This is a genomic window from Heliomicrobium sulfidophilum, from assembly GCF_057715735.1.
On sequence record NZ_JBVTZZ010000005.1, the window covers coordinates 87,787 to 105,242 of the forward strand.

The window sequence follows — 17,456 nt, forward strand, 5'->3', positions numbered from 1 at the left end:
CCAATGGCCACCGGGCATGAACCCGCCTTTCCCCTACGATGATGGAGGGATCCTCGGTATCATCCAGTTTGACACGGGGCGGCGGAAATCCTCTGGAAAGACGCCGGTAATCCTAAGAGGCCGCCCCGCTGACGGCGCCGGAAGTCAACCGCTTTACCGTGGCCTGTCGGTAGAGGCTGACCGTCTGTTCCGCAACAGTATCCCAACCGTAGATCTCATCGACCTCCCGCAAAGCCTCCCGGACCATCGCCGCCGCCCCGTCGCGATCATCCAGAACCTGGACGATGGCGTCAGCTAACGCCTCAGCATCACCGGGAGGAACTTTGAGCCCGTTTTGACCATGACGGATGATCTCCCCAAGCCCGCCGGTATCGCCAACGATGACTGGCGTCGCCGCCGCCATAGCCTCCAGGGCCACGATGCCGAAAGGCTCATAGAGGCTGGGAAAGACGGCCACATCGGCCGAGGTGAGCAACCGGTTGCGGGTGCTGTCGTCGACAAAGCCAGCGAAGGTGACCTGCCCACTCACACCGAGTTCGGCCGCCCGGCCCCTCAAGTTCTCCAACAAGGGTCCTTTGCCGGCGATGACGAGGCGTGCCTGGGGGCGACGGCGCAACACCGACGGCATCGCCTCCACCAGGACCGGGGAACCTTTTTCCGTCACCAGCCGGCCCACATGAAAGATCACCTCTTCGCCAGGTTGGCAAAATGCCTCGATCGGCTTGCCCTGGCCGGGAACCGGTGCCACATTGGCCGGATCGACGCCGTTGGGGATGGTGCTGATCTCGGTCCAGGGGGCGCTGAAGAGAAGGGACACCTCGCGGGTCATGTAATCGGAACAGGCGATCAAGCCGTCGGCGGCGGCCACCAGTTCCCCTTCAGCCAGGTGGATGCTGCGCTGCAGGTCGTTCCAGAGTCCGCGCTGGCGGCCATGCTCTGTCGCGTGGATCGTCACAGCCAGGGGAATCCCGGTTTGTTTGGAGATTTCCCTCGCCGCCAAGCCGACCAGCCAGTCATGGGCATGGATGATGGAAGGCGCGCCTTTGGCGGCTTCCGCCGTCACCCCGGACAGGAGGGCCCTGTTGAAGCGATAGACCCAGTCGAGGAAATCGCCTTCCTGGGGAGCACCGGGAACAGCCAGGCGAATGACCGTCACGCCGTCAACGATTTCTCGATCGGCACAGCCAGGAACGGCGCAAGTAAAGACGGTCACAGGGACACCCTGCGCGACCAGGGCCTTGCTCAGATCAGCCACAGCGCGTCCCAAACCTCCCACCAAGCGGGGCGGGTACTCCCAGGTGAGCATCCAGACCGGTTCCGATTTGACAAAGGGCGCTGCCTGGGTGGAGCGGTTGAAGCTGACATAATCAAGATAATCGATCCCCGCAAAAAGCGGGTGCTTCCATTCGGCCTCGGTGAGGGCCGCCTCGTCGACCTTGCCCTCGCGCAAGGAATGGGCCAGAGACCAGAAAAGGCGAAGATGCTCCTGGAAGCGGCGGGTGACATATTCCACCGTTGTGCCTGTGTACATGATGAAAGGCCAGTCACTCGATTGAGCAAGCATCAGTTCCCTCGCCGCCTGGTTCAAGGCGCGCAAAGGCTCGCCTTCGGCCTGGGGAAACGCCTGGGCCAGAGCGACCATCTCTTTTTCGGCCCGGTGCAGGTGCCGGTAGACCCAGTCGTTCATATCGCTGAGCCAGACCTTGCCAAAGCCGTCTTCGCCCCAGGTGCTGAAGGCGATGCGCCCGGCCGGTCCGGCGCCGTAAGCTTCCCGATAACGGCGCGGCGTCGAAGCGGCTACAGGCGTATCCGGCTCGGCCATCCGGCGCAGCACCGCTTCGAGGAAATCGGGGCCCTCATACCACCAGTGGCCGAACAGTTCTGCGTCATAGGGGGAGACGATAATGGGCGGTTCCGCCATCGTGCCGCTCAGGTGCTCCACTTGGGCGCAGCGGTTGTCGACGAAATTGCCGGTATGGGCGTTGACCTTCCCCATGGCCCAGTCCCGCCGATAGGGTTCCTTGTGATCAGTCTTTCCGGTGATGCGGTAATACTTGAAGCCTGTATCGGAGGGCACATCCGTATCCAGGAAAGGCGCCACCGTCTCAAAAGGCAGGTCATAGCCAATGTCGCGGTAGAATTCGCGGTAGTCGTAATCGCCGGGATAGCCGCTTTTCTTGTCCCAGACCTGATGAGATGTCTCGGGATCGCGGGCGAAAGCCGAGACCTGGTGACCGATCTGCAGCGGCTGGTAGAAGCTGGCCGGTTCCGGCAAGGCGCGCTGAAAGGTGCCATTATCGACGACAAAGCAGCCGATCCCCTCCTGGGCGAGCACTTTTTCAACGCCGGGGACGTAGGCGCACTCGGGCAGCCAGAAGCCATGGGGCGCCATGCCGAAGATGGCCTTGTGCTGTTTGATCCCCGTCCGGATTTGAGGGCGCCAGCTCCCTTCCGAGGCATAGGGCAAAAAGGCGTGGGTGGCCGCCGAGGTCCACAGATCGAGGTGACCTGACTGGGCCAGCGATTTCCAGGCGTCCGTGATCCGGCAGTCCCACTCATCGCGAAAGAGGCGCAGGCAAGTCTCCAGCTTTTCCCGGTACAGGGCGGCCAGCGGCGCAAAATCCTCGTCACCTTGGGTACGCTCCTGCTCCAACGCCGCCAGAGCAAGCATTTTGTCTAGGTAGCGCAGGTAGCGTTGCTGCAACAGGCGGTCCGTCAGCATGGCCGCCAGCGAAGGCGTCACCGACAAAGTGACCTGGAAGGGGACCTGCTCCCGGCGCAGTCGCAGCCACGATTCGGTGATCGGCAGGTAGCACTCCGTCATTGCCTCGAAGAGCCAGCGCTCCTCCATATACTCCGGCTTTTCGGGATGTCGCACATAGGGAAGGTGCGCGTGCAGCACCAGCGCCCAATAGCCTTTAACGGTCACCAGATGGCCCCCTTTCGCTTTCCCCTTGATAAAGGGAGAAAGAGCTCAGCGGCGCTTGCCCCTCAAGGTTCTGCCGCTCCTCCATGTCTTCCAGGGCGACCGGCCGGATGCCGCCGGAGATGGCGAGGGCCCGGCCCAACCGCCGGCTTCCCGGCGCTAGAGGCGGAACATGGATGACTGTCGAAGCGAGAAGCACGATGAACTGTCCCTCAGCGGAAAAAAGGCCGATCTGGGCCCGATAGAACTCCCCCGGCGCCACCCCGTTGACATACCAGCTTGCCGCGCCGGGCGGCAACTCGGCCGAGTACGCTGTCGTCCAACCCGCGCCATCTTCCCGCTCCATCCGGAGTTGGCAAGGCCTATCGCTTTCGAGACCCCAGTTATGTAAAACTCGTTTGCGCGTCATTTCTGTCAATTCCCAGTAGATGAAGATGTGGTAGGGATCGCGGACCAATACGCCGATATAATCCTCGCCATACCGTTCCGGCAGACTCATGGCCATTGCATCTTCCTCCTCACAATGGATTGAAATCACCATTTTCCATTATAGCAAGAGATTGCCCTGACATGAGTTAAGATAAGGAAAAATGCGAAAAAAAAGCCGCCGGAGTTCTATCTCCGGCGGTTCCAACACGTAAAAAGCGCAATCATCATTGCTGTCGCATTCGGCGCAGCCCTTCGTCAAAATTGCAACCGGTGTGATTCGCCGTTACATGCTCACCGACTTGCGACACTCGGCGCAATGGCCGAAGAACTCGATTCGGTGCCCCTTGATCTCATGGCCGCTGATCTCCTCGGCCTGCCGCACCCATTGCTCCGGCGGTTCCATGAAAACGTCAAAGACGCGGTGGCACTTCTCGCAGACAAAATGATAATGATTTTCCACATTGCCATCGTAGCGAGAACTGGCGCCGGCATAAGTCATCTCCCGGATCAGGCCCTGCTGGACGAGCGCATTCAGGTTGCGATACACCTTCCCAAGGCTGATGTCGGGGATCTGCTGGCGCGCCTCCTGGTAAACCCAATCAGCGGTGGGATGACAGGTCGTGCCTTGAACAATCTCCAAAACAAGCGATTTTTGTCGTGTCATACGTGGTCCGATGGCGCCCATGGCAAGCCCACCCTTCGACAGAGAATATGAGATCAATCTCGATATCTATTACTATTATCATATCGAAAGGGGGCGCAACTGTCAACGACAGTTTTCAACCTTGCCGGGGACGCCCTTTTTCGAAGCCCCTTCGTCCTGTTGGGTGTTGGGGCCGAAGTTCACGCAAAAACGCCTATTCGCCTAGCGGGATCAATTCATAGGTGCGGCTGCCCAAACCCATATCCTCGGCATGGCGGAGCTGGATCGTCCCATCGACAGAGGGGTGGACGATGCGGAACTTATCGACACCGGCGGCTGGTTCCCCCTGTCCCGCATCGCCGAGCCGGCCGTCGCGCAAGCCGGGCGCCTGATTCACCAGGTCATAGCAGGCCTGGTCCAGGGCGACGGGATCGTCGGAGGCCAGGATGCCGATGTCGGGAACGATGGGCGCGTCGCTCCAGGAGCAGCAGTCACACTCAGGAGAAACGTCGAGGACAAAGTTGATGAAGGTCACCTTGCCCTTCTCCCGCTTGTCCTTCACCGAGGCGTAGGCGTATTCGGCCATCTTCTCCTGCAACAGTCCCACGTCGGTGTTCCAGTTGACGGCGATGGCTTTATGGGGGCAGGTGACGGTGCACTCGCCGCAACCGATACAGCGCTCTCCGGCGATGACGGCCCGTTCCCCCAAGGAGATGGCGTCAACAGGGCACCAGTGGACACACTTGCCGCAGACCTTGCACTTGTCATTGACCTCAGGCTTCACGTCCTGGTGCTGAACCAACTTGCCCGAGCGGGAGGCCAGCCCCATGGCCAGGTTCTTGATCGCCCCGCCAAAACCAGTCATCTCATGGCCCTTGAAGTGGCTCAACACGATCATGGCGTCAGCATCAAGGGGAATGGCGGCGATCTTCGCCTCCTTGAGGCGCTTTCCCTGGATGGGAACATTGCGGAACTCTTTCCCGTTCAACCCGTCGGCGATGATGACAGGCGCCTTCACCGTCGCGTAGGAATAGCCGTTTTCCATGGCCGTATCCATATGGTCGACGGCGTTCGATCGCGAACCCCGGTAGAGGGTGTTCGAATCAGTCAAAAAGGGGCGTGCCTCCTTACGCCGGATCTCGTCAACAACGGCGCCGACGAAGGGCGGCCGGATGGTGGCCGTATTTCCCCGCTCCCCAAAGTGCATCTTGATGGCCACGAGGTCACCCTTTCCGACACAGTCCATCGTGCCCCCTGCCTTGAGCAAACGGCGCAGCTTGTCCACAAGTCCTTTGCCGGCTTTGGCCCGCGGCGAAACAAAATAAACCTTTGCCATAATCCCGGTCCCTCCTCACGAGAAAAGCAGGGGTACTCCCTGCTTTGTTCTCTTGCTTCACTATTCAAGTATAACCAAGGGACACGGCTCCAATCAAGTACACAAGCGACAGCCTGCTCCAAATGGACACATGTCCGCCCCGTTGAGCCCTTCTGGCAAAGGATCTTCGACGGCATCCACCTGAGCAATCAGTCGCAGCGCGATTAGCCGCAACAGTTTCCGCCGGAAGCCTGACCTTCCTGCTTGATCAACTCATCTTTGGGCGCGCCGCACTTGGGGCATTTGCCGGGCTTGCAACGCTTGTCGATGACCTCGCCGCATTTTGCGCATTTGTAAATCGCCATGTTGTTCACCCCCCATTTTCAGTAACGATTACTATTATGTATGAATCTATCCTACCTCCCTTTCGGCAGCTTGTCAAGGCGTATTCAAGATTTCCCCGTAATAGGCCTCATATGCATCGACGATCGGCTCGGCCCGGAACCGGGTCACCGCCGCTTCACGGGCTTGCCGGGCCATGGACGCATATTCCCGCTCATCGGACAACAGGCGGACGGCGTAACGGGCCATCGTCTCCACATCGCCCACCGGCGCCAGAAAGCCAGTCACCCCCTGTTCGATCACCTCGGGCAGGCCGCCCGTATCGCTGGCGATGACCGGCACCTGGCAGGCCATCGCTTCCAGGGCCACCAGGCCGAAAGATTCCTTGGCTGACGGCAACAGGAACAGGTCGGCCAAAGGAAAGATCTCGGCCACATTGTCCTGACGGCCTAAAAAACAGACGCGCTCCTGCAAGCCCAGCGCTTCAACCAGGTGGACCGCCGAGAGCCGTTCCGGACCGTCGCCGGCCAGGAGCAACCGCGCCGGCACATGTTCGTTGACCCGGGCGAAGATGCGGATCACATCCTCCACCCGCTTCACCGGACGCAGGTTGGAGATATGGAGGAGGATTTTTTCATCGGGCCGGGCAAAGCGAGCGCGCAGGGCCGGGTTGTTGCGGGGACGGTACTCCTCGGCGTCGACGAAGTTGGCGATCACCCGGGGAAGGCGGCGCAAGCGGAAGGTCTCCGCCGACTCCTCAGCCAAGCTCCGCGACACGGCGGTCACGCCGTCGCTCGCTTCCAAAGAAAAGCGGGTGATCTCGTAAAACTGGGGGTTATTGCCGACGAGGTTGATGTCGGTGCCATGCATCGTCGTCAGCACCGGCAGGCGACGCTCTCCGGCCAGCATCTGCTTGGCCAGGTAGGCTGCCGCCGTATGAGGGACGGCATAGTGGGCGTGGATGATCTGCAGGTCAGCCTCGCGAGCCACCTCGACGATCTTGGCCGACAGCGCCAGCAGGTAGGGCGGGAAGCGAAAGACCGGGTAATCGAGAACCTCCACCTCATGGAAGCAGACATTCGCCTCAAAGTGAGAAAGGCGGAAGGGTGTTTCATAGGAAAAAACGTGGACCCGGTGGCCCCGACGACCCAGTTGGCGGGCCAGCTCGGAGGCGACGACGCCGCTGCCGCCGTAGGAGGGGTAACAGACGATGCCGATGTTCATGGCTTCTTCACTCCCACAAGGCTTCCAGGCGCCCGACCCGAAGGGGACCTTCCGGATATAAAGGCTCAGCAAACGCAACGCCGAGCAAACCGCCCAGGTAGCGGTCCCTCGCCTCCAACAGAGCGGGAAGGTCCGGCACATTCAATGCCAGGCGCGCCTCTGCCCGACCCCGGAAAAACTGGCTCCGGTAACAGGCAAGGGCCGACTGCTTCCGTTCGTAGAGGTCGCTTACATCGACGCCAAAAGGCACTGCGTCGTCGAGAGCGCCGTTGATGCGGTAGGCCAAAAGGCGCTTGGGTCGCCAGGGCGCCAGATCCGGGTCGCCGTATTTCGCGAGGCCGCTGTAAAAGACAGCCTCCCTGACGAGCCGGCCTGCCGCCTCGTGATCGGGATGTCGATCCGGCCCCTCCGGCGCCAGCACCAATCGTGGGCGGTACCGGCGCAACAGGTGGGCCAACTCTTCCACCCGGTTTCGCCACCGGACCGGATCGCTGAGGCTGCCGTCTTCCCAGCAACAGTTGAGGCGCTCACGGACGCCCAGGACCGCTGCGGCTTGTTTGGCCTCTGCACGCCGTTCCTCGACAGTTCCTCGTGATGCCAATTCGCCTTCCGTCAAGTCGACGACGACCGCCTGCCAACCCTGGCTGGCGGCCAGCGCGATTGTCCCGCCGACGCCTAATTCCACATCGTCGGGATGGGCGCCGATGGCGAGCACATCGGCGGCTACGGGATGGTTCAAATGGTCGTTCACGGTCCTACCTCGCTCCCGCCATCTGGATTCATTGAATTTGAAGAGTTACGACTAGCCGGCTGCCTAGATTTCAGCGCGCCACAGCACCAGCGATCGTCAACATTGCCTGAAAGGCCCGAAAGAGCGCAGGCAGTTCAGCTTGCTCCATCATGACCCGGCAGGGGCTTTCTCGCCGGGTCGTGGGCATGTAGGAGACGGCGTCTGCCATGACAGGGGAGGTAAACTTCACCTCCAACCGATAAGGCGGCTGAGGCGGCCAGGGCAGTTTTTCGGCGGAGAAGGTTTGCGTGGTGAGCGCTGCGACAGCCGCTGCCACCACCGCTTCCGCCGCTGCCGCTTCGATGCGCCGGCAAGCCTCGGCCGGCGTCAGTGTCCGAGTGGATTGACGTCCATAGGCGGTCTTCACCGCCACCGTCCGGATCCCGGGGAGCAGTTCCAGCGCCTCGTCGGCTGCCGCCTCATCGCCGGTCACCAGCCCCACCGGCACGTTACAGGCGTGGGACAAGGCCATGTTGAAGCCCAGTTCGCCCACCTCGCGCCCGTTCAGCCGCAGGCCCGCGATCGTAGTAGCGCTGTAGGAGTGGCTCAACAGACCGCCGCTGCCCTGGCGGGCATGATAGCCGATCAAAAAGGCCAGATCCCAGTTCCCGTCGATGCCGCACATCATCCCCAACGCCTTCGGTTTTCCGCTGATCACTTCAACAGCGGAGGGCAGTTCCTCCAGGCGCAGGTTGGTCATCGACTCATGGGCGTCGTTAATGACCACCTGGGAGGCGCCAGCCCTCTGGGCGCCCCGGATCGCCGCCGCCACCTCCGCCGTCATCCAGCGGCGGGCTTCCTCATAAGCCGCTCCAGATATCAACTGGGCCGGCGATACGACCCCGGCCACCCCTTCCAGATCAGCCGATATGTAGACGCGCACACAACCACCCCGTCTCCGTCGTGTTTCCTTACGACCTCCGGTTTGGGTTCATCAGGTACTGCGTCTCTATGATGCAAGCAACTGATTTTGCCGACTCTCCCTTTTTACAGGTTCTCCATGACGCACCGGCGGCGGTGAAAAGTGGCCACCTGGCGGTAGCCGACCGACCAAGCCAGGTCACGGGCCTTGTCCAGGTCGCGACCGACCTCATGAGCGAAATGAGCATCCGAACTGAGGATGATCGGGATGCCCAGTTCAAAACAGCGTTCCAGCAGCACGCGCTGGGGATATATCTCGGCGACAGGCTTGTTCAGACCGTTCGTATTGATCTCGCAAGGCAGCCCCGCCTTGCGGATCGCCTGGAGCGCCTCTTCAGCCAGTTCCTCAATCGGCCGCTTGTTGCGGAAATTGAAGATTTTGATCAGATCCAGGTGACCGATGAAGCTGAAGAGCCCCTTTTCCGCTACTTCCCGCACATGGTCAAAGTATGTACGGTAGAGATCGTCCATCTCCCAGCGGTCATAGCGGTCCATGAATTCCACGCAGTCGAAATCCCAGTCCTCGATTTTGTGGACCGAGCCGATGACATAATCGAAGGGATAGCGCGACGTCATCGCCTGAAGCTGCCCCTCGGCGTTCCGGATATAATCGATCTCCACCCCCAATCGCACCTGCACGTCGGGATAGCGCAGGGCGGCTTCGCGGATGGCCTCGATATCGTATTCGTCGAGGTAGCGGTCATGGTCGGCAAAACCCACCTGCGCAACGCCGCGCAGGCGAGCCGTATCGAGATAGGCCGAAATCTCCTCGACCGTATGGCGGGATGTGCCATGGCCCATGGCGTGAACATGATAATCGACCAGCATGATGATACTCCCTCCAGTTTTCCGTCCATCCCTCGCTCCTTTCAGCAATGGGCTGGACGCCAGAACCATTTTACCAAAATTGTCACTGGACTTCAAAGCAACACCTACAAGCCCAATCACCCTTTCGAAGAGTCCGCATAAGATACAGGGACTTTCAAGGAGGTGATAGCCATGCGCCGCAAGTCCTCTCTGTTTTTCGGTCTCGTCACCCTGTTCGTCACCGCCGTCTCTATCTTCCTCCACGCCGAGGTCCTGCCGGCCTTCAACTTCCAGCAGCTTCCCGACGAAGGGGAACTGGTGCGGCGAGCCTTGCAGGCCAAGGGCTGGGAAACGCTCACCCCGACCAGCGTCCTGCGACTGGAGGTCGACGCCTCCCCCCTTGACGGCGAGGAGATCATCCTCGGCATCAATGCCGGTAAAAACAAAGGTTTCCTGGCAGGCCTGCAAAAAACCGACGGGCGGTTGATCGGCCTATCGAAAGACCTTGCCTCGGTGCACCGCCTGTCGACAGTCGAACTGCCCGGACTCGACCAGAAGGGGATCTCCGTCGAAGAATCCTATGACAACCGGACCGGCGGTTTTGAAGAGACGACCTGGAAGCGCATCTTCCGCCTCGACGAAAACAACGCCTTCCAGCAGGTGTTCTCCCACGTCCAGAAAAGCGACTATTTCTGGCATGACGCCTGGGATCGACGGGACGGCATTTACTGGCACCGTGTCAAGGAAGAGAACCACTTCTCCGTCCCGTCGCCGGGGGTGATCGTCGTCGACCGCACCGTCTCCCGCTACGCCGTCCCGGGCGATCCGAAAAAGATGCCCACCCAGTACAACCTGGAGAGCGAAGAGAAGGAAAAGGTCCATTTTGAGTGGAACGCCGCCAGCCTCCGCTTTGTCGAGACGAAGCGAGAGTCGGTTCCGGCAAAAGCATAACCTCTTTTACCCGGTCTGTTGGACCGTCCTCAGGCCGGGTTTTTCGTTGCATCCTTCGTTATAGCATACGTCCGCCTCAGACTGCTCTGAAGAGCCTCCGGGACTGGACTACAGCGTTGTAACACTCCGGGAAAACGTTTTTGTGGCGCAAACATTGTATACCACGGGCGGACAGGCTATAATAGATAAAAATGTTTATCCCCAATTTGACATAACGAGAGGAGCTAACCAACAATGGAGCGCATCTTTAACTTCAACGCTGGCCCCGCCACCCTGCCTCTGGCTGTACTCGAAGAAGCCCAACGAGAACTGCTGAACTACAAAGGGACCGGCATGTCGGTCATGGAGATCAGCCACCGGTCCAAAGAATATGAAGCCATCAACAACGAAGCGGAAGCCAATATGAAGGAACTGCTCGGCCTGGGAGACAACTACCGGGTCCTCTTCCTCCAGGGCGGTGCCAGCACCCAATTCGCCATGGTGCCCATGAGCTTTCTCGGCGCCGGCCAGACGGCCGACTACATCCTCACCGGCAGTTGGTCCGAAAAAGCGCTGAAGGAAGCCCAAAAGTTCGGCCAGACCCATGTGGCCGCCACCACCCAGGAAGGCAACTATGTCCGCATACCCAAGGCCGACGAGATCCAGTTGAGCGAGGCGCCGGCCTACATACACCTCACCTCGAACAACACCATCTTCGGCACCCAGTGGCAGAGCTTCCCCGACTTCGGCGACATCCCCCTCATCGCCGACATGTCCAGCGACATCCTCTGCAAACCTTTTGACGCCAGCAAGTTCGCCCTCATCTATGCCGGCGCGCAAAAGAACCTGGGTCCCTCCGGCGTCACCGTCGTCATCATCCGCCAGGACATGATCGAAAAGGCCTCCACGAAGCTGCCTTCCATGCTCCGCTACGACATCCATGCCAAGAACAACTCCCTCTACAACACGCCGCCCAGCTTCTCCGTCTACATGGTCAACCTCGTCCTCCGCTGGCTCAAAGCCCAGGGCGGCCTGGCGGCCATGGAAAAACACAACCTGGAAAAAGCGGCCCTGATCTACGATGTCATCGACGGCAGCAAGGGCTACTACAAAGGCCACGCCGACAAGGACAGCCGCTCCACCATGAACATCACCTTCCGCCTGCCCAACGAAGACCTGGAAAAGGCCTTCGCCAGCGAGGCGACGAAAGCCGGCCTCATCGGCCTAAAAGGCCACCGCTCTGTCGGCGGCATGCGCGCCTCCACCTACAACGCCATGAGCCGAGAAGGCTGCCAGGCCCTGGCCGACTTCATGAAGGAGTTCATGCGGAAGAACGGTTAAGCGATTATCCGTTCTTCCGGAAATATAAGCGAATAAGTACGAACTTTACAGAAACACCGGCCCTCCATTCAAACGAGAGGGCCGGTGTTTCTTTTCTGGCGCCCGATTCTTTATCGCGCGACGATTATGTTCCGTAAACTTTTGTGATAAACTTCGTCTGGTGCTCCCGGTCTGCAAGATCGAGAAAGATCGGCTTTTCTAAAGTTCTGCCGCTGTCAAATAAAACAGATATAATCGGCCGAAATGAGACATTTTTATGAATATTGATGACGACGCCGACTTGGCCCGTATTGAGTTTGACAATGCTGCCTAACTGGTATGTAGCAATGTTTTCAATAAAGGCATTGATAATGTCTTTACGGAAAAGCAGGTCGCCGGAACCGAGGAGGTATTCGATGGCTTCGGCGGGGTTGTATTTTTCCCGATAGACCCTTTTGTGGGTGAGGGCGTCGAAGACATCGGTGACAGCGATGATCATGGCGGCCTCATCGATGTCCTGCCCTCGCAGACGTTTAGGGTAGCCGCTTCCGTCAAAGCGTTCGTGGTGTTGGCCGGCCATTCGGCTGACTACAGCGGGGAAGCCGGCTTCCTTGAGGATTCGTTCGCTGTGGGTGACATGGGTTTGTATGATGCTATATTCCTCGGCGGTAAGGGAACCGGGTTTGAGGATGATTTCCGAGGAGATTTCACGCTTGCCGATGTCGTGAAAGAGAGCGCCTAGTGCGAGATTGCGCATCTGATCATTGTCATAGCCGAGTCCGGCGGCAGTCGCCAAGGAGAGGACACAGACATTGACCGAATGTTCGTAGGTGTTGTCTTCCAGGATGCGCAACTCCATCAGCAGGCGTTGCACCGATTCCTCGCGAATAATTGTGTCAAGAATATCGTGGATGTAGAGGATGACCTCTGTCGTTTTAGGCGTCCGGTTGTTGGGGCGCAACAGGGTCTTGATGGCCACAGTGAACTGCTTTTTCAGGTGAAGCAACAATCCGCTATAGATGGAGTGAATCTGCATCGAGTCGTCGAAGATGGGTTTAAGGTCGGCATCATTGGCTTCAAAGGTTTCTTCGCCGGCCGGACGAACTGGATCATCGATAACGATTTCTATGTCCGGAAATCGCTGCAAGGCACGGATGTAATTGTCTGTCAGCATTGTGCCGGCCCGTACCAAGATAATCCCTTGTTGGTTGAAAACATCTTTTTTTACAACCATTCCAGACTTTAATTCAGAGATGTTTATTTTCTTCTTCATGTCATGTCTGTCAACCTCCAGTGTCGATTGTACGGCAACGGGAGGTTATAAAGGTAATGAACAGGTAAAGAGTATGTTATTTTTACTAAAGGTGTAACCTTTTATTGGCCCTTACGAGATAGTCCTTCTCAATGTTCCAATATCACAACGTTCACCCTATGGTCAACGGCCTCGATCCTTGCCTTTCCTCTGATGGGGAATGTATTCGTCTCATTTACCCGCTTGCTGCTGCCTGTTTTTCGGCGTATAATCGTCTTGTCACCAAAGATTGTCACCATTGATTTTTACGTTCAAAAAAATAAACTTGCTAGGGGTGCCGTCGTACGGCTGAGAGAGAAGGTCCCTTCTCAACCCTTCGAACCTGACCTGGGTCATGCCAGCGGAGGGAAGCAACCGGAAGCGCCTATATTCTCGCTTTCTGAACGGCTTGCCTTCGCGGCAAGCCGTTTCTTGTTGCTGTTTGATGTTGTCGTAGCGATTTGTAGATGCCGTTGCCACCGCTGTTTCGGAAAGGAGTGCCTCTATGAGCGCCACTGTCAACGGCGTCCCGGTGGAACTGCCAGGCGTCACGCCCTTGCTCGCCTTCTTGGCGGAACGCAAACTGGACCCCACCGTCGTCGTGATTGAGTACAACGGTCAGATCCTGCACCGGGATCGCTGGCCTGACACCTGCATCAGCGACGGCGACACCCTGGAAATCCTGTCATTCGTTGGAGGAGGTTGAACCATGGATCGACTGGTCATCGGCGGTCGGGAACTGAAAAGCCGCTTGTTCATCGGCAGCGGCAAATTCGCTGACGAGCGCATCATCGGAGACATCGTCGCCCATACAGGTGTCGAAGTCGTCACGGTGGCCTTGCGGCGCGTCAGCCTCTCCGGCGACGGTGAAAACATCCTGCATTGCATCCCCAAAGAGTGTGTCCTGCTGCCCAACACCTCCGGTGCCCGGACGGCGGAAGAGGCGATCCGCATCGCCCGCCTGGCCCGCGCCGCCGGTTGCGGCAACTGGGTGAAGATCGAAGTCATCTCCGACAACAAGTACCTGCTGCCCGATAACAATGAGACGATCATGGCTACCCGCGTCCTCGCCGAGGAGGGCTTCGTCGTCCTCCCCTACATGCACCCTGACCTCTACGCCGCCAAGGAACTGGAACGGGCCGGCGCGGCCGCCGTCATGCCCCTCGGTGCGCCCATCGGCACCAACCGGGGCTTGAAGACAAAAGAGATCGTCCGCATCCTCATCGAGGAGTGCCAAGTCCCTGTCATCGTCGACGCCGGCATCGGCAAACCCTCCGAGGCGGCCGAAGCGATGGAGATGGGTGCTGCCGCCTGCCTTGTCAACACGGCCATCGCCACCGCCGGCGATCCCCTCGTCATGGCGCGCGCCTTCAGCCAGGCCGTCGAGGCCGGCCGTCTCGCTTACCTGGCCCAGCCAGGCGAGACGACCGAATACGCCCGGGCCAGTTCGCCCCTGACGGGCTTTTTGGGGAGTTAAGTTCATGGACTCTTTTTATGAACAGATCGAGGCTTACGAAGGCTTCGACTTCGCCGGTTTTCTGGAGCGCGTCACCCTCCGGCAGGTCGACCTCGTCTTGAAAAAAGACTTCCTCTCCCCCCTCGACTTTTTAACGCTGCTCTCCCCCGCCGCCTCGGAACACTTGGAGGCGTTGGCCCAAAAAGCCCACCGCCTGACGCGCCAACACTTCGGCCGCGCCATCCAATTGTACACGCCCATCTACCTCGCCAACTACTGTGTCAACCGCTGCCTCTACTGCAACTTCAACCACCGCAACGACATCCAGCGACGGCAGTTGACGGAGGCAGAGATCGCGCGGGAGGCGGAAGCCATCGCGGAGACGGGTCTGCGGCAGATCCTCCTGCTCACGGGCGAAAAACCGGGGAAGGATGCCATCGATTACCTGATCCGTTCCGTGGAAATCGTCCGGAAACACTTTACCGCCGTTGGGATCGAAGTCAACGCGCTGGATGTGGACGAATACCGCCGCCTGGCTGCGGCCGGTGTGGACAGCCTCACCATCTACCAGGAGGTCTATGACCGGTCCGTCTACGACCGCCTCCACCCCGCCGGCCCGAAAAAAGACTACCGCTGGCGTCTCGACGCGCCAGAGCGCGGCTGCCAGGCCGGCTTCCGGGCCGTCAACATCGGCGCCCTGCTGGGCCTGAATCACTGGCCCTCGGAAGCCTTTTATACGGGCCTTCATGCCAGCTACCTGCAAAACAAATACCTGGGCGCGGAGATCGGCATCGCCGTCCCCCGCATCAAGGCCGGCCCCGGCAGCTACCAGCCAGAGGCGCCCGTTGCAGACCGCGACCTTGTCCAGATCCTGCTCGCCTTCCGCCTCTTTATGCCCCGCGCTGGCATCACCCTGTCCACACGGGAACCGGCAGAACTGCGCAACCACCTGCTCCCCCTCGGCATCACCCGCATGTCGGCTGGTTCGAACACGGCCGTTGGAGGTTACATCAACGACGAGGCCGACGAGGGCCAGTTCCGCGTCTCTGACGAGCGTTCCGTCGACGAGGTGCGCCAGATGCTGATCGCCAAGGGGTACCAGCCGGTTCATCAGGATTGGCACAGCTTGGCTTGAACAACTGCTTCCACTTCGTTGAACAACTGCTTCCACTTCGCAACAGAAATAAATTGCAGGACCATAGGGTACTTCCAGAACATAAGAAAGGGACCGCCGCAAGGGGGTCCCTTTCTTATGTTCCTCTTAGAGTCTTCCCTATCTCCGCTTTTGCTTTTTCTGAACGAAAGCGAACTTGGCACCTTTTTCGCAACGGCGCACTACACTAAATAGACATCCATATTTCCCCTCATACCCCTCCCTGCGCCATGGGGGGGCGGTCTTTTGTTCAAGGAGGTGACGCGATGGAAACGCTGCCGGCAACGGAATGGATCCCCCTTGATCAGGAGTACTTTTCTACAGTGCTCTTCGTCCTGATTACCTCCACTGTCGAACTCGTCAAGTACATGATGAAAAGCCAGTCGGAAAAATTCAAGGTGCTCCTGCCCTTTGTCCTCTTGGGGGCTGGATTTCTTTGGGGAGGTCTTTTCGGACTGTGGATGAAAGGCGCTTTTTTATGGAGCCATTTTAAATACGGCGCCGAACACGGCATCTACGTGGCCTGTGTCTCTGGTGTGTCTTACGGGGTGATCAAGTCGTTTCGCGAGGTGCGAAACGGCTTAGGCAATACCGGCGGGAACGGGCAGAAACCACTAAAAAAAGTGGAGGAAGACAACCAACGCAGTCGCCAAGACAGCACGGGAGCTTAATCCGCTATCGTCTTTACGCAGTCAATCGAATACAGCTCCCGCTGTCGGCGTCGGACGGAAGATGTTTTTTAGCGCGCGTCTCTTAAATCACCCATTGTCGTTTAACGGATATCGTTTTAATGATATCGTTTAACGGATCAGTTTCCCTTTCGCGTCAACGCTTCCCCAGCCCTGCCAGCAATTGCCCAATTCGCCTCGGCGACATGAACCTGCAGGCAGCGCCAAGTTTTTGCGCCTCTCCAGGCATGCCGAAAACGGTGCAAGTCGCCTCGTCCTGAGCGATGGTGAAGCCGCCGGCGTCACGGATGGCCTTGAGGGCAGCGGCGCCGTCCCTTCCCATCCCTGTCAGCAGGATGCCCCAGCTATCAGCGCCATACTGGCGAGCCAGTGACTCCAGCAGGACGCCTACCGACGGCCGGTGTCCCTCTACCGGCGCCGCACGGTTCAGGCGGAGGCAGCCGCCGCGTTCCACTTCCAGATGGTGATCCTCTGGAGCGAAGTACAGCCGGGCGGGACGCAACGTTTCGCCCTCTTCAGCGATCTTCACCTCAATGGGGCTAAACCCGTTCAGGTGTTGGACAAAGGACTGCATGAAACCGGCGGCGATGTGCTGGACTGCGACGAGAGGTACAGGCAGATGAGCCGGCAGTTCCCGCAGAATCTCAGAAAAAGCCGTCGGACCGCCTGTCGACGAGCCGATGCCGATCACTGCCGGGACAGTAAGCTTACCCTCCTGGCTCAACCCCTGTCCCCGCCCCGGCGTCAACGTGGCATGGCAACCGGCTGGGCTCCCCTGCCTGTGTCTCTTGCGAAACACCTTGACCCCAGCCAGGATGCCAATCTTTTCGATGATTTCCTTCGCTTTGTCGTTCAGTTCCTTCTCTGCCAATCCCGCCGGCTTATCGACAAATTCAAGGGCCCCCGCCTGGAGGACCTGGAAGGTCCGTTCCGCGTTACCATCGACAGCGCTCATGACCATGATCGGTTTGGGTAACTCCTCCATCAGCCGACGGGTTAGCTCAAGACCATCCATCTCCGGCATATGCAGATCGGTGCAGACCACGTCGGGGTCGACCATCGGGATCAGGGTCAAAGCTTGACGCCCGTCAGTGGCCGTTCCCACCACATCGATGTGTTCCGCCCGAGCCAGGATTTTTTTCAAGACAAAGAGCGCCACCGGCGAATCGTCCACGAGGACGACGCGGATCTTCTTCATAGTCGGCCTCCTTTGATGATGC

Annotated in this window: 17 protein-coding genes and 1 riboswitch; of the genes, 6 read left to right on the forward strand and 11 right to left on the reverse strand. The window is 59.0% G+C overall.

Annotation, left to right across the window (positions count from 1 at the left end):
* Positions 1-112 precede the first annotated feature (112 nt).
* The 9 genes from AC0CW1_RS06180 to AC0CW1_RS06220 all read right to left on the reverse strand — a co-directional run bounded on the left by AC0CW1_RS06180 (position 113) and on the right by AC0CW1_RS06220 (position 9,418).
* Positions 113-2,929, reverse strand: a complete 2,817-nt coding sequence (locus AC0CW1_RS06180; protein WP_488182209.1) for a 1,4-alpha-glucan branching protein domain-containing protein — start codon at positions 2,927-2,929, stop codon at positions 113-115.
* Entirely contained in the window at positions 2,919-3,431 is a 513-nt protein-coding gene (locus AC0CW1_RS06185; protein WP_488182210.1) for a DUF4912 domain-containing protein, read from the reverse strand. The genes AC0CW1_RS06180 and AC0CW1_RS06185 overlap by 11 nt, the downstream gene beginning before the upstream one ends.
* A gap of 207 nt (positions 3,432-3,638) precedes the next feature.
* Positions 3,639-4,040 (reverse strand): Fur family transcriptional regulator, encoded by a 402-nt coding sequence (locus tag AC0CW1_RS06190; protein WP_488182211.1) that lies wholly within the window; start codon positions 4,038-4,040, stop codon positions 3,639-3,641.
* A gap of 172 nt (positions 4,041-4,212) precedes the next feature.
* A complete protein-coding gene (locus tag AC0CW1_RS06195) occupies positions 4,213-5,337 on the reverse strand; it encodes a DUF362 domain-containing protein (protein WP_488184098.1) in 1,125 nt (374 codons plus the stop codon).
* Between the two features lie 200 nt (positions 5,338-5,537).
* Complete coding sequence (locus AC0CW1_RS06200; RefSeq protein ID WP_161262514.1) at positions 5,538-5,678, reverse strand: RCKP-type rubredoxin-like domain-containing protein; 141 nt, start codon at positions 5,676-5,678, stop codon at positions 5,538-5,540.
* Between the two features lie 73 nt (positions 5,679-5,751).
* Entirely contained in the window at positions 5,752-6,879 is a 1,128-nt protein-coding gene (bshA, locus tag AC0CW1_RS06205) for an N-acetyl-alpha-D-glucosaminyl L-malate synthase BshA (protein ID WP_488182212.1), read from the reverse strand.
* Between the two features lie 7 nt (positions 6,880-6,886).
* On the reverse strand, positions 6,887-7,630 hold the full coding sequence (gene bshB1 / locus AC0CW1_RS06210; RefSeq protein ID WP_488182213.1) for a bacillithiol biosynthesis deacetylase BshB1: 744 nt from the start codon (positions 7,628-7,630) through the stop codon (positions 6,887-6,889).
* A gap of 70 nt (positions 7,631-7,700) precedes the next feature.
* Positions 7,701-8,552, reverse strand: coding sequence for a M55 family metallopeptidase (locus tag AC0CW1_RS06215; protein ID WP_488182214.1), 852 nt, complete (start codon positions 8,550-8,552; stop codon positions 7,701-7,703).
* Positions 8,553-8,656: 104 nt separating this feature from the next.
* Entirely contained in the window at positions 8,657-9,418 is a 762-nt protein-coding gene (locus tag AC0CW1_RS06220) for a histidinol-phosphatase HisJ family protein (protein WP_488182215.1), read from the reverse strand.
* A 171-nt stretch (positions 9,419-9,589) separates the two neighbouring features.
* On the opposite strand from AC0CW1_RS06220, the gene AC0CW1_RS06225 reads away from it, so the two are divergent.
* Together AC0CW1_RS06225 and serC are read left to right on the forward strand one after the other, a co-directional pair.
* Complete coding sequence (locus tag AC0CW1_RS06225; protein ID WP_488182216.1) at positions 9,590-10,348, forward strand: hypothetical protein; 759 nt, start codon at positions 9,590-9,592, stop codon at positions 10,346-10,348.
* Positions 10,349-10,582: 234 nt separating this feature from the next.
* Positions 10,583-11,668 (forward strand): 3-phosphoserine/phosphohydroxythreonine transaminase, encoded by a 1,086-nt coding sequence (gene serC, locus AC0CW1_RS06230; protein WP_488182217.1) that lies wholly within the window; start codon positions 10,583-10,585, stop codon positions 11,666-11,668.
* A 124-nt stretch (positions 11,669-11,792) separates the two neighbouring features.
* On the opposite strand, the gene AC0CW1_RS06235 is transcribed toward serC, so the two are convergent.
* Complete coding sequence (locus tag AC0CW1_RS06235) at positions 11,793-12,920, reverse strand: HD-GYP domain-containing protein (RefSeq protein ID WP_488182218.1); 1,128 nt, start codon at positions 12,918-12,920, stop codon at positions 11,793-11,795.
* A 299-nt stretch (positions 12,921-13,219) separates the two neighbouring features.
* Positions 13,220-13,325, forward strand: a riboswitch (TPP riboswitch).
* A 118-nt stretch (positions 13,326-13,443) separates the two neighbouring features.
* On the opposite strand from AC0CW1_RS06235, the gene thiS reads away from it, so the two are divergent.
* The 4 genes from thiS (at position 13,444) to AC0CW1_RS06255 (ending at position 16,218) form a co-directional block, all read left to right on the forward strand.
* On the forward strand, positions 13,444-13,644 hold the full coding sequence (gene thiS / locus AC0CW1_RS06240) for a sulfur carrier protein ThiS (RefSeq protein ID WP_488182219.1): 201 nt from the start codon (positions 13,444-13,446) through the stop codon (positions 13,642-13,644).
* Positions 13,645-13,647: 3 nt separating this feature from the next.
* On the forward strand, positions 13,648-14,415 hold the full coding sequence (locus AC0CW1_RS06245; RefSeq protein WP_488182220.1) for a thiazole synthase: 768 nt from the start codon (positions 13,648-13,650) through the stop codon (positions 14,413-14,415).
* 4 nt (positions 14,416-14,419) lie between these two features.
* The gene (gene thiH / locus AC0CW1_RS06250) at positions 14,420-15,529 is read left to right on the forward strand and encodes a 2-iminoacetate synthase ThiH (RefSeq protein WP_488182221.1); all 1,110 of its coding nucleotides are present in this window, start codon (positions 14,420-14,422) and stop codon (positions 15,527-15,529) included.
* A 284-nt stretch (positions 15,530-15,813) separates the two neighbouring features.
* Entirely contained in the window at positions 15,814-16,218 is a 405-nt protein-coding gene (locus tag AC0CW1_RS06255) for a hypothetical protein (protein ID WP_488182222.1), read from the forward strand.
* 154 nt (positions 16,219-16,372) lie between these two features.
* On the opposite strand, the gene cheB is transcribed toward AC0CW1_RS06255, so the two are convergent.
* A complete protein-coding gene (gene cheB, locus AC0CW1_RS06260; protein ID WP_488182223.1) occupies positions 16,373-17,434 on the reverse strand; it encodes a chemotaxis-specific protein-glutamate methyltransferase CheB in 1,062 nt (353 codons plus the stop codon).
* Between the last annotated feature and the right edge of the window lie 22 nt (positions 17,435-17,456).